12 protein-coding genes are annotated in these 11,898 nt (G+C 62.8%); 4 read left to right on the forward strand and 8 right to left on the reverse strand.

The genetic code is table 11. The annotated features are described in order from the left end of the window. Positions 1 to 61 precede the first annotated feature (61 nt). From rbsK to QRN36_RS20175, 3 genes are all read right to left on the reverse strand, one after another. Positions 62 to 982 (reverse strand): ribokinase, encoded by a 921-nt coding sequence (rbsK, locus tag QRN36_RS20165; protein WP_285425690.1) that lies wholly within the window; start codon positions 980 to 982, stop codon positions 62 to 64. Positions 983 to 1,359: 377 nt separating this feature from the next. After that, positions 1,360 to 2,310 carry a DUF979 domain-containing protein gene (locus tag QRN36_RS20170; protein WP_285425691.1) on the reverse strand — a complete coding sequence of 317 codons (951 nt, stop codon included), beginning with the start codon at positions 2,308 to 2,310 and terminating at the stop codon, positions 1,360 to 1,362. Next, positions 2,307 to 3,035 (reverse strand): DUF969 domain-containing protein, encoded by a 729-nt coding sequence (locus QRN36_RS20175; protein ID WP_093467253.1) that lies wholly within the window; start codon positions 3,033 to 3,035, stop codon positions 2,307 to 2,309. The genes QRN36_RS20170 and QRN36_RS20175 overlap by 4 nt, the downstream gene beginning before the upstream one ends. A 263-nt stretch (positions 3,036 to 3,298) precedes the next feature. Between QRN36_RS20175 and QRN36_RS20180 the strand changes: the two genes are divergently transcribed. Then, positions 3,299 to 4,225 carry a LysR family transcriptional regulator gene (locus QRN36_RS20180; protein ID WP_285425692.1) on the forward strand — a complete coding sequence of 309 codons (927 nt, stop codon included), beginning with the start codon at positions 3,299 to 3,301 and terminating at the stop codon, positions 4,223 to 4,225. A gap of 169 nt (positions 4,226 to 4,394) precedes the next feature. Here QRN36_RS20180 and QRN36_RS20185 read toward each other — a convergent pair whose 3' ends face one another. Then, positions 4,395 to 5,282: a LysR family transcriptional regulator gene (locus QRN36_RS20185; RefSeq protein ID WP_285425693.1), complete on the reverse strand. Its 888-nt coding sequence runs from the start codon at positions 5,280 to 5,282 to the stop codon at positions 4,395 to 4,397. Positions 5,283 to 5,388: 106 nt separating this feature from the next. Here QRN36_RS20185 and QRN36_RS20190 point away from each other — a divergent pair, with 106 nt between their 5' ends. Next, positions 5,389 to 5,892 (forward strand): multidrug/biocide efflux PACE transporter, encoded by a 504-nt coding sequence (locus QRN36_RS20190; protein WP_285425694.1) that lies wholly within the window; start codon positions 5,389 to 5,391, stop codon positions 5,890 to 5,892. On the opposite strand, the gene QRN36_RS20195 is transcribed toward QRN36_RS20190, so the two are convergent. Further along, entirely contained in the window at positions 5,887 to 6,786 is a 900-nt protein-coding gene (locus tag QRN36_RS20195; RefSeq protein WP_285425695.1) for an alpha/beta fold hydrolase, read from the reverse strand. The genes QRN36_RS20190 and QRN36_RS20195 overlap by 6 nt on opposite strands. A gap of 239 nt (positions 6,787 to 7,025) precedes the next feature. Here QRN36_RS20195 and QRN36_RS20200 point away from each other — a divergent pair, with 239 nt between their 5' ends. Further along, on the forward strand, positions 7,026 to 7,463 hold the full coding sequence (locus QRN36_RS20200) for a carboxymuconolactone decarboxylase family protein (RefSeq protein WP_285425696.1): 438 nt from the start codon (positions 7,026 to 7,028) through the stop codon (positions 7,461 to 7,463). Between the two features lie 28 nt (positions 7,464 to 7,491). On the opposite strand, the gene QRN36_RS20205 is transcribed toward QRN36_RS20200, so the two are convergent. Next, a complete protein-coding gene (locus QRN36_RS20205; RefSeq protein ID WP_285425697.1) occupies positions 7,492 to 8,643 on the reverse strand; it encodes an MFS transporter in 1,152 nt (383 codons plus the stop codon). A 284-nt stretch (positions 8,644 to 8,927) separates the two neighbouring features. Beyond that, the gene (locus tag QRN36_RS20210) at positions 8,928 to 9,569 is read right to left on the reverse strand and encodes an HD domain-containing protein (protein ID WP_285425698.1); all 642 of its coding nucleotides are present in this window, start codon (positions 9,567 to 9,569) and stop codon (positions 8,928 to 8,930) included. Positions 9,570 to 9,831: 262 nt separating this feature from the next. On the opposite strand from QRN36_RS20210, the gene rarD reads away from it, so the two are divergent. Continuing rightward, positions 9,832 to 10,716, forward strand: a complete 885-nt coding sequence (gene rarD, locus QRN36_RS20215) for an EamA family transporter RarD (RefSeq protein WP_093467228.1) — start codon at positions 9,832 to 9,834, stop codon at positions 10,714 to 10,716. A 52-nt stretch (positions 10,717 to 10,768) separates the two neighbouring features. On the opposite strand, the gene zapE is transcribed toward rarD, so the two are convergent. Further along, positions 10,769 to 11,890 (reverse strand): cell division protein ZapE, encoded by a 1,122-nt coding sequence (gene zapE / locus QRN36_RS20220; RefSeq protein WP_285425699.1) that lies wholly within the window; start codon positions 11,888 to 11,890, stop codon positions 10,769 to 10,771. Positions 11,891 to 11,898 lie beyond the last annotated feature (8 nt).

An 11,898-nucleotide genomic window follows, 5' to 3' on the forward strand; every position in this document is an offset into this window, starting at 1 on the left:
GCGAACCTGCCCCGCCACGCCGATCAAGCCGGCCGGTCAGGCGAGGCAGTGCTTGAGTGATTTACAGCGTGTCGAGAAAGCGCCCGAACGAGGCAGCGTCCGGGTAGGAACTTTGTGTGCCGAAACCTGTGACCGAGCAGGCGGAGTAGGCAACTGCCTGGGTCATGGCGTGCCGCATGTCGCCGTTTTCGCTCCAGTGACGGGCGAAGCAACCGATGAAGGCATCCCCGGCTCCCGTGGTGTCACGGGCATCGACCTTGATGCCGTCGACGCGAAACTCACCCTCCTCGCCCACGTACAGCGCGCCTTTTTCACCGAGGGTCACGATCACGTGCCGAATACCGTCCTGGACCAATTGCAACGCCGCGGAACGGGCGGACTCCAGCGAATCGACGACGTGGCCGGTGATCAGCGCCAGCTCGGTTTCGTTGGGAATGAAGAAGTCCAGCTGTGCCAGATGCGCGCGGCTAAGGCCTTTGACGGCGGGCGCCGGATTGAGCAGCACCGGAATGCCGTTGGCTTTGGCGAAATCGATGGCGTAGTAGACGGTTTCCAGCTCGATTTCCAGCTGCAGAACGATCAGCTTGCAGTCGCGCAAGGCGGCCTGGGCGGCGTCGATGTCAGCGGGTTTGAGGTGGGCGTTGGCGCCTTTGACGATGAGGATGCTGTTGTGCGAATCGCTCTGCACGAAGATGGGCGCCACGCCACTGGAAACGTCCGGCACCCGCTGTACGAACTGAGTGTCGATGCCGAAACGCTTGAAGTTGGCCAACGTGTTGTCGGCGAACATGTCATCGCCGACCTTGCTCAGCATCAGTACGTCGGCCCCCAGTTTGGCGGCCGCGACGGCCTGGTTGGCCCCTTTGCCGCCGCAACCCATGGCGAAGTTCGGCGCTTCGAGGGTTTCACCTTGCGCCGGCATCCGGTCGATGTAGGTGATCAAATCCACCATGTTGCTGCCGATGACCGCGATCTTGTTCATGTGTGTGATTACCTTGTTCACGCGCGGCGTTCCCAGGAGTGAACGACCGTGGCGTTATTATTTTTGTTATTTAAATAACATTTTCTGTGACTATTCAACCTCTATTTTGCAGGGCAATGGCCACCCGCAGACAAAAACGGCCAGACATCGCTGTCTGGCCCGCTCGGAACGCTGATTCAGAGAGGTTGGGACCGCTGGTCAATACAGACAACCGGTGGTCGCAATCGTTTGCGCAGAAGTCAGGTGATGGCGCAAGTCGCGCAGATCTGCCGCTGCTGAGAGGGTGACGCCCCGCTTGTTGCGGGACCGGGCCAAAGCTGGACGGTGCGTTTTCCGAAGCACCGCATCTGAAGGTTCTACGACGACCTCATCCCCCGCTACATCAGGAAGTACAGCAGCAGGATATTGGCCACCAGCATCGCCAGCGCCGTTGGGATCTGCGCCTTGATGACCGCGTATCTGTCGGGCAATTCCAGCAGGGCCGCCGGGATGATGTTGTAGTTCGCGGCCATCGGCGTCATCAACGTGCCGCAGTAACCGGAGAACATGCCGATGGCTGCCATGACCGCCGGATTGGCGCCGTACATCCCCACCAGCACCGGCACGCCGATGCCGCCGGTCATCACCGGAAATGCCGCGAATCCGTTCCCCATGACGATGGTGAACAAGGCCATGCCCAGCACGTACACCATCACCGCCACCAGACGGAAATCCAGATTGATGTAGGCCGTCGCCAGGTGCGCCACCGCCTTGCCGACCCCGGCATCGTTGAACACCAGACCGAGCATCGCGAGCATCTGCGGCAGCACCAGCGCCCAGCCCAGTGCTTCGGTCAGTCGTCTTGACTCACGCATGGCCTGCACAGGCGTGTCGCGGGTCAGCCAGCAGGCGAGCGCCAGCGCAACAAGGCTGCCAATACCCAATGAGACAAACGTGCTGTTGGCCGGGTCGAGCAGAAAGACGTCGCCGAACTTGATGTTCTTCAGCAGCACCGCACCGATGACAGTGACCAGTGGAATGGCCAGCGCCGGAATGAACAGTCTGTTCTTCAGACGCCCTGCACTCTCGCGTCGCGCCTTGTCCGGCAGGTTATCGTGCTGACCGGAACCGACGCCGCCACAGCCTGCAATCAGCGCCATGACGATCACGCCAACACCGACCCACACGGGCGGCAACTGCTCACCGGCCAGAAACGCCACGGCAAACAGTCCCCAGAACAGCCCCGTGCTCCACCGTTTAGGGTTGCTGCGGTCAGTGGCGGTCATGAAGGCGGTGATGGCCAGGATCACCCCCGCCAGCCAATACAGGTATTGAATGGAAATGATCATGGCGTCACCTCCTTCGCCGTCGCAGCAGTCTGCGACGCTGCCTGCAGTTCGCGGCTCAGGCGTCGATCAAAACGATGCAGGCGAACCGCGTGGATGACGAACGCGCAGATCGCCGTCGGAATGCCCCAGAGGGCGATGTGCATGGGGTCGACGTCGATACCCGAACCGAGCAGGAAGGTGTGCATCAGGGCGATGGCACCGAACGCCACGAAAATGTCTTCGCCGAAGAACAGCCCCACATTGTCGGTGGCCGCGCACAGCGCCAGCAGCTTGATGCGCAGCGCCTCGGGCAACTTGCCGAAGCGCGACTCGGCGGCCCCTTCCGCCATCGGCGCGAGCAACGGACGGACCATTTGCGGATGCCCGCCCAGGCTGGTCAGCCCTAATGCCGCCGTGGTTTCCCGCACGAACAGATAGGCGATCAACAGACGCCCGGCCGTGGCCTGAGTGAAACGCGCGATCCAGTTCTGCGCGTGCAGCCGCAGGCCGTGGCGCTCCAGCAAGCCGATCACGGCCAGCGGCAGCAAGATGATCAGCGGCAGCGTGCGGGTTTTGATGAAGCCGCTGCCGATGGTCGCCAGAATGGTTTCCAGCGGCATGCTCGCGGCAAGGCCGGTGGCCAGCGCTGCAAGTGCCACCACCAGCATCGGATTGAAGCGCAGCACGAAGCCTGTGACGATGACCAGCACGCCGAGCAGCGGCCAGAGGTTGATAGCGGTTTGCATGATCGAATTCTCGTTGTTGTGATGCGTTGACCCGGTTGCACGAACGGGACGCCGCTCTCCTGCCTGCGACCATCTTTCGGCAGGCCTGGACGCTGCGTCCAACGGGAAAAAACCGCTATGCCTCATAAAATTTTCTGTTGGGGCGGTGGCATGCAACCTGCTGTCCGTAGCGCACGTCGGCTCCCATGCCGATGGCGACAGCAGGCAGAATGGCTCTGCGACCAGGCCGTCGGCAACGCTCAATCGTTCAAGGAAATCGCTCGGTGAACCTCAAGTTTCTGGAAACCTTCGTCTGGGTCGCACGGCTGAAAAGCTTTCGTCTGACCGCGGAAAAGCTGTTCAGCACCCAGGCCTCCATCTCCAGCCGGATCGCTGCACTGGAGGATGAAATGGGCGTGCGGCTTTTCGTGCGGGACTCCAAAGGCGTGTCGCTGACCTCCGAAGGCCTGCGCGTGCTGGAGTACGCCGAGCACATCATGGACACGATGCAGAACATGAAAGCGGCGATCAAGGACCCCAGCCAGGTGCGGGGGCGGATCCGCATCGGCGCGATGGATACGGTGATACACACTTGGCTCAGCGCGCTGGTAACACGGCTGATGAAATGTTACCCGAATCTGGAAATCGAGCTGACCGCCGAGACGGCCAGCAACCTGTGTGCGCAACTGGAAAAGGGCTATCAGGACATCATTTTCCAGACCGACGTGCTGCGGTTCGACACCGTGCGCAACGCGGTGCTGGCGCGCTATCCGCTGCAATGGGTAGTGCCGGCGGGCTCGGCGTTCGACCGCCCGGGCGTGACGCTGGAGGACATTGCCCAGCAGCGCATCGTCACGTTTTCGCGCAACTCCAGGCCCCATCAGGACATCCTGAATATGCTGCACTCGGCCAACATCATCACTCCGCGAATCAACTGCGTGAATTCGGCCTCGGCCATCACCCGGCTGGTGCGCGACGGCTTTGGCATTGGCGCCCTGCCCGTCACCCTGGTGCACGGCGAACTGGCGCAAGGCGTGCTGACGCGCATCGAAAACGTGCCGTTGCCACCCGTGATGGACATCGTCGCCAGCTGGCGCACCGGTGCGGGAATGGAGCTGGTGGAAGACATCATCGGGCTCACGCGGGAGGTGGTGAACGAGTTCGCGCAGGACATGCCGGCGGGGTTTGTGCTGCAGGCTTCCTCAGATTGAGCACGGCAGCGCCGCAGATGAAACCCGATTCTGCGCGGGAGCGCTTGCCTGCAGACGTCTGAATACGTTCAGTCGCGGGCGCCGAATCGGGGCATTACCGGGACGTTTGCCCCGCTACGGCTCAGAAGAGCAGCACGATCGCCGATCCACATTGCATGACACCGGACGCTCAATAGTCGCCACGCCCTTCGAGCAACGTGTCCAGCAACCACGCCCCCGCCGGCCCCAGGCTTTTCTGCCGCGACCAGATCACATCCACCGCCGAGCTGCGTGGCCAGCCGGGCACCTGCAGCTCTTTGAGTCGTCCCTGGGCATAACCGCGCACCAGCCAGCGTGGCAATGCCGACCAGCCAAAGCCGAAAATCGCCATGTCCATCAGCAACAGGTAATTGGGCGCAGACCAGGTGCGGCGGGCGCCGCTGGGCAGATCATCAGTCGGGATGCTTTCGTCGACGATGGTGTTCAATCGCAGCGCGCGGTGCTGCGCCAGCTGCCGGTAGTCCACCGTGCCTTCGCTGGCCAGCGGGTGCTGGTGGGAAACGAACAGGCCGAAATCGGCGCGCTCGGCGATGGTCGCGTGGCCGACTTCCGGCGGATAGCTGGCCTGCGCCGAAAGCAATCCCAATGACGCCCGGCCCGACTGGATCAGGTTGATCGCGTCGCCATGCTCGGCAAACACGCATTCAAGCTCCAGTTCGGGAAAGCGCTGATCGAGTTCCGCCATGCGCGCCTCGAATTCGGCGAACTGGTTGGCGTCCGACAGCACCAGCGTCAGCCGGGGCTCCATGCCTTCGGCCAGGCGTCCGGCGGCGCGCCGTAATTTGTCCGACGCCGCGAGCACTTCTTCGATACGCCCGTGCAGGGCTTTGCCTGCTTCGGTGAGCGCCGGCTGCCTTGACGAACGATCGAACAGTTCGACGCCCAGGTCGATTTCCAGTCGCGAAATCGCCTCGCTGATCGTCGACTGGCTTTTGCCCAGCCGCCTGGCCGCTGCGCTGAATGAACCCAGCGCAATGGTCTGGGCGAAAGCTTCCAGGGCTTCGGGGGAATAGCTCATGGCTGCATCTCTCACTCTTCCATCGGTTTTTCCGATGGTAACGATTTTCACTTTAGTCCATCGCGTCGCGACAATGCACCTCTGCCCAGCAAGGAAATCCGCACTCATGCCCATCAGTAAGGTCGCCGCGTCGGCCGTTGAAAAAAAGTCGCTCAGGGAGCGCGCGCTGCACGCGTTGCTGTTCGAAATCATCGGCGTTCTGGTGTTCGCACCCGGCCTTGCCTGGGTGCTCGGCCAGTCGCTTGGCAAGATGGGCGCGATGACGGTGATGATTTCCACCGTCGCGATGCTCTGGAACATGCTGTTCAACGCCGCGTTCGACCGTCTGCGCGCACGCTTCGGGTTTGTGATGAGCCTCAAGGTCCGTGCGCTGCACGCTCTGTCGTTCGAGAGCGGCCTGATCGTCGCCGTCGTGCCACTGGCCGCGTGGTGGCTGTCGATCAGTCTGCTGGAAGCCTTCGTGCTGGACATCGGTCTGCTGCTGTTGTTTTTGCCGTACACCCTGGTGTTCAACCTGGCGTACGACCATGTGCGCGAGCGACTGATGCGGCGTCGTGATGGCAAACGCGGGCAGCGCCCGAACCCGCGGCCAGACCGGTCGTCTTTATAGCCCGCCGGCGCGTTGATGCCCCAGCAGAAACGGCAGCACGTTCGCCAGCAATTCGTCCGGTATCTCTTCGGCCAGGTAGTGACCGCCCGGTAATGCCTGACCGCGCACATCCGTCGCGACCTTGCGCCACTCATTCAGCGGCTCGAAGCATTTGCCGACCGTGCCGTCAGCGCCCCACAGCACCAGTAGCGGCAGTTGCAAATGATTGCCAGCGGCGATGTCGGCGCGGTCATGCTCAAGGTCGATGCCGGCGCTGGCACGGTAGTCTTCGCAGACACCCCGGGCCGCGCCGGGCAGGCTGGCGCAGCGCAGGTACTCGGCGAACGCCTCATCGGTGAACGGCGCCAGCCCTGCGCTTCGCGTCCCCATGACACTGCGCAGATACTGTTCCGGATTGGCTTGCAGCAACGTCTCCGGCAGCGGCGCCGGGCGGATCAGGAAGAACCAGTGCCAGTAGGCGCGAGCGAAGGCCTCATTGGTCTGGCTGTACATCGCAAGCGTCGGCGCGATGTCGAGCAGCGCCATGCGCTGGATCACGCCGGGATGATCCAGCCCCATCCGATGGGCGACGCGTGCGCCGCGATCATGGGCAAGCACAGAAAAGTCAGCGAAGCCCAGGGCCTGCATCAACTCGATCATGTCGCGGCCCATTTCGCGCTTGGCGTAAGGGGCGTGGTCGGCGGTGGCAGCAGGCTTGCTGCTGTCGCCATAGCCGCGCAGGTCGGCGGCAACCACCGTGAAATGCTGGCTCAGGCGCTCGGCGATCTTGTGCCAGATGACATGGGTCTGCGGGTGGCCGTGCAACAGCAGCAGCCCCGGGCCGCTGCCGCCGACGCGGTAGGCAATCTGCACGCCGTTGACCTGACGCTGGTCTTTCTGGAATCCGACAAACATGGCTCGCTCCTTCTGACGTTGTGCCCGCATGCCACCCGAAGGGCAGGCGCGGCGAGCCCTACAGTGTGGCCGTCGTGTGGGTGACAGCGTGTCGACAGTCGACCCGGATTAAAGACCACGCAAAGGGCAATTGGTCTCCCTCAATCCCGATCCATTGGCTATTCGAGCCCAGCGCTCGCCCGCGTAATGTAGCGCCACCGCTTACGAACTTTCCTGACTGTTTTATCGGAGACGCTGACATGAACAAGAGAATTGCCTGGGCGCAAAAGTCGCCGCAAGCCTACAAAGCCATGCTGGGCCTCGAGGCCGCGCTGGCCGCATCCGGCCTGGACCACTCGCTGCTGGAACTCATCCGCCTGCGCGCTTCGCAGATCAACGGCTGCGCCTATTGCGTGAACATGCACGCCAACGACGCGCGCAAGGCCGGCGAGACCGAAGCGCGCCTGCAGACACTCAGCGTGTGGGAAGAAACCGAATTCTTCACTGAAAAGGAGAAGGTCGTCCTTGCCTGGGTGGAGAGCCTGACGCTGTTGCCGGTCCATCACGCGCCTCAACACCAGTATGAAGCGCTGCTCGCCCATTACTCCGAAGCGGATGTCGCCAACATCACGCTGGCCGTTGCCACCATCAATGCCTGGAACCGCTTCGGCGTAGGTTTCGCGATGGTGCCGGCGTGAGTCACCGGGCACCGCCGCCGTTTGCGCTTCAGACTTTCAGGTAGCGGCCACTGAGCGCCACACCCAGCAGCATCACGGCGATGATCAAGAACGCAACGCCCAGGCTGCTCAGGTGGGCGACGAAACCGATGCCGGCCGGGCCCATGAGAATGCCGATGTAACCCAGCGTCGTGATGGCCGGAACGGCAACGTTTTCGGGCATGGTCTTCTGCCGCCCCACGGCGCTGTAAAACACCGGGACGATGTTCGAACAGCCAAGCCCGACCAGCGCGTAGCCGCACAAGGCCGCCTGCCAGGTGGGAACCAGCGTCGCCACGGCCATGCCGATGGCGGCGCACAGGCCGCCAAACAGAATGATGCGGTGCACGCCCAGGCGCCGCACGACCGGATCGCCGCACAGCCGGCCGATGGCCATGGCCAGGGCGAACACGGCGTAACCGAATCCTGCATAAGACGCTTCGACGCCCCGCTGCGCACTGAGGAAAACCGCGCTCCAGTCCAGCATCGCGCCTTCGGTGAGAAACACCGTGAAGCACATCAAGCCGATGAACAGGACCACGCCATGGGGCACCGCGAAGGCCGGTCCCCCGGCATCGCTGCCGTACGCGAGCAGATGCGGCGCGGCCTTGTACAACGCGATGGCGATGAACAGCGCCACCAGGGTCATGCTCAGCCACGGCCAGACGCCCACGCTCAACAATGCCGACACACCGGCGGCACCGATGATGCCGCCACAACTGAACAGGCCGTGAAAGCCTGACATCATGGTTTTGCCGCTGGCGCGCTCGACGATGATCGCCTGAATATTGGTGACGCAACCCAGCGCGCCCATGCTGGCGCCGTAGATGAACAATGTCGCCACCATCGACGGCATGTGGGTCAGCGTCGCCAGCAGTGGCAGGCACAGGCAAGCGATGCTGCCCACCACGACGATGATGCGCCGACAGCCGAAACGCACGGTGGCCGCCCCCGCCAGCGGCATCGAAAGGATCGAGCCGATGCCCAGGCACAGCAGGAGCAAGCCAAGGCTGGCATCGTCCAGCCCCAGCCGGCTTTTGGCGTAGGGCACCAACGGCGCCCAGGCAGAGATGCTGAAACCGGTGATAAAGAAGGCGACGCGGGTCGAGAACTGTTCCAGCCGCCCGGGAATAACGGGCACTGCGGTGCTGATAGAGGTCATTGCCGCTCCCTTGCTGCGTTGATGAATCCTGCCCGCCGCCATGGGCGGGCAAAAACAAGCGTAACAAAGGTTGCGGCGATGCCGAAGGAAGGATGTCGCGGGAATTGCCCTCAGGAATGCCTCAAAGGGCGTGACAGCCTACAGGCAGGCCCGACGTTATCAGGCCGAACGTTGCCTGCGATCAAGCGCTCGCTCGCGAAGGCGGTCATGCAGACACAGCAACGCTGACTGACACACCGCGTTCGCGAACACGCTCACTGCCCAGATTTATCGACGCGTGAAAATCAGGCTTTCCACGGCGACTTGCGGATGATGTCGACGAAGTTCAGCGGTTTGAACGTCGGGTCTTCATCCACCAGCACGTCGGCGTTGACGGTGCCGAAAGTGGTGTCCGGTTTCGCCCGGAAACCGTTGGCAAACGCACAGATAATGCATTCCTTGAATGCCTCGCCACGCGGATGGGCATGGGTGACGATCTCGCGCTGCTCATCGCTGAACTGCTCGTACTTGATTCCGAGTACGTCCATTTCGACACCCGCCGTCACCAGTGCCACGTTCGGCCGCAGATGCTCGGGCACGCCCGGCGTTGTGTGCAACGCAATCGACAACCAGACCTGCTCCATGTCGCCTTCGGACAGGCCGAACGGCTTCATGAACGCACGGGCGGCATTGGCGCTGTCGACTTCGAAGCGCAGGTCCGGGCTGCGGTGCTGTTCCACCAGGCCCAGGTCGTGGAACATCGCGCCGACGTACAGCTGTTCGGCGTCATACTTCAAACCTTTGCGCTCACCGGTCAACGCTCCCCAAAGGAATACGCGACGGGAATGGTGAAACAACAGATCGTCTTCCTGATCGCGGATGTAGTCGGTGGTAGCGCGGGCAAGTGCGCTGTCGGGAATCTTGATACCGGCGATTTCCTGGCTCATGGCGGTCTTCCTCAATCGGTCGCGCCGGCATGGCGCGTTGTGGACAAGTCTCCGGCAGGCAGGGGTCGCGCTCAATCGGCACGCGGTCTCGTTCTCTGCCAAACGTGCATCGTTTACTGCCAGCCGATCTGGTGTTTACCAGATAGCTGACCGCCCGCCGCGAACGCTTCGGATAGACTGTGCGCCGTTTCCCGCAAGCAGGCCGAAAGAGCCTGACAGCAGGTGACGTTTTCTCCCACAAGAACCGAACCAAGGAGCCCCCGTGTACAAGGGTGTCGCACTATCGGTCATGGCCTCCTGCCTCTTCGCGGTCATGTACTACTACACCTCATTGCTGAAGCCATTGAGCGGTGAAGAAATCTTCGGCTGGCGCATGCTGCTGACCCTGCCCTGCATCACGCTGTTCATGCTGTCCAGCGGCGACTGGAAACTTGCCCGCGGCCTCGCCGCGCGGGTGCGCCAGACGCCTGCCCTGCTGGGCGCGATGGTGTTGTCGTCGGCATTGATCGGCGCGCAGTTGTGGCTGTTCATGTGGGCGCCCCTGCATGGCCGCAGCCTCGAGGTGTCACTGGGCTATTTCCTCCTGCCGCTGACGATGATCCTGACAGGCCGCGTGGTCTACGGCGAACACTTGTCCCGTCTGCAGAAAATCGCGGCCTGCTGCGCGCTGATCGGCGTGGGCAACGAACTGTTCCGGCTGGGCAGTTTCTCCTGGGAAACATTGCTGGTGTGTCTGGGCTATCCGGTCTATTTCGTCCTGCGCCGGCGGATCAGGACCGACCACCTGGGCGGCCTCTGGTGGGACATGTTGCTGATTCTGCCTGCCGCGCTGCTGTTCATCTGCCGGGGCAATCCGTCGGTGGTCGAGCAGATGCCGAAGCTGTATGCGCTGATCCCCATCCTCGGCGCGATCAGTGCGTCGGCGCTGGTCAGCTACATCCTCGCCAGCCGCTTGCTGGCCTTCAGCGTGTTCGGCCTGCTCAGTTATGTCGAACCGGTGTTGCTGGTCGGCGTTGCCCTGCTGCTTGGCGAAACCATTGGCCGCGACGAATGGCTGACCTACCTGCCGATCTGGGTGGCGGTGCTGGTGCTGGTGGGCGAAGGGGCCAAACATGTGCTGGTCCAGCGACGCAGAAATCAGGCCTGACAGCACGTGCCGAGGGCAAGGCGGCCTTGGTCAGCGGGTCGCGGGCAGCGGTTCAGCGCCCGAAGCGCGCCAGCTGCATTTCCTGCAAGCGGCTCAGCGTGCGGCGAAAGGCGAATGCCAGATAACCTTCGGTGTAGAGCGCCTGCATCGGCAGCTCAGCCTCGACGTAGAGCGGCACCTTGCGGTCGTAGCATTCGTCGACCAGCGCAATGAAGCGGCGCACGCCGTCGTCGTAGGGTGACAACTGCGGCAGTTCTCGATCCCCCGCGGCCACCTGCTCCACGCCATCTTCGGTACCGCGCGCGATACGCCCTTCGCGCTGCGGCGCACTCAGTGCCGGCACCTCGCTGAGCAGCACGGCCGTGTAGCGGTCACACAATTCGATGAAATCCATGGCAGCCAACGGCTGTTCGCACAGATCGGCGTAACGGCACCAGACCACGGTCTTGCTGCTGCGCAGCACCGGCAGATGCCGCCGACCGAGGGGCACCGGCTGGATCGACACCGACTCGCCACTGCTCAGTTGTTCGAAGACGTCGACCAGTGCGCTGTGCCCCTGCCCGGCCTTGACCCAGTAACGCTGCTGCGCCTGCCCCGGATGCAGTCGGTGATCCTCACCGCCATCCACGCAGACCACGTGCATGTAGTGATTGATCGCAGTGATCGCCGGCACGAAACGCTCGCGGTTATGCCCCGTGGCATACAGCTGCTCGGGCAGCTGATTGGAGGTGCAGACCAGCACGACGCCCTGCTCGAACATCGCCCGCAACAGGCCGCCCAGGATCACCGCGTCGCCGATGTCATTGACGAACAGCTCGTCGAAACACAGCACCCTCACCTCCTCGCCCAGTTCCCGGGCCAGCACATCCAGCGGCTTTGCCACACCCGTGAGCTGAAAAAGACGCTGATGGACCCAGCGCATGAAGTGATGAAAATGCTGGCGACGCGCAGGGATCTGCAGGCCTTCGTAAAAACGGTCCATGAGCCAGGTTTTGCCACGGCCCACCGGGCCCCACAGATAAACGCCCTTGGGCGGCGCATGCCGTTTGCCATCGCGCAGGGCCAGCCAGCAGGCCTCAAGCGCGCGGGCAGCCTGACGTTGCGCCTCGTCTGCCTGAAAGCCCTGCGTGTCGACCGCCTGCTGCCAGGCTGCCAATGGAGAAAGCGCACTCATCGACAAAC

Source organism: Pseudomonas sp. efr-133-TYG-103a, assembly GCF_030209235.1.
Lineage (GTDB): Bacteria > Pseudomonadota > Gammaproteobacteria > Pseudomonadales > Pseudomonadaceae > Aquipseudomonas.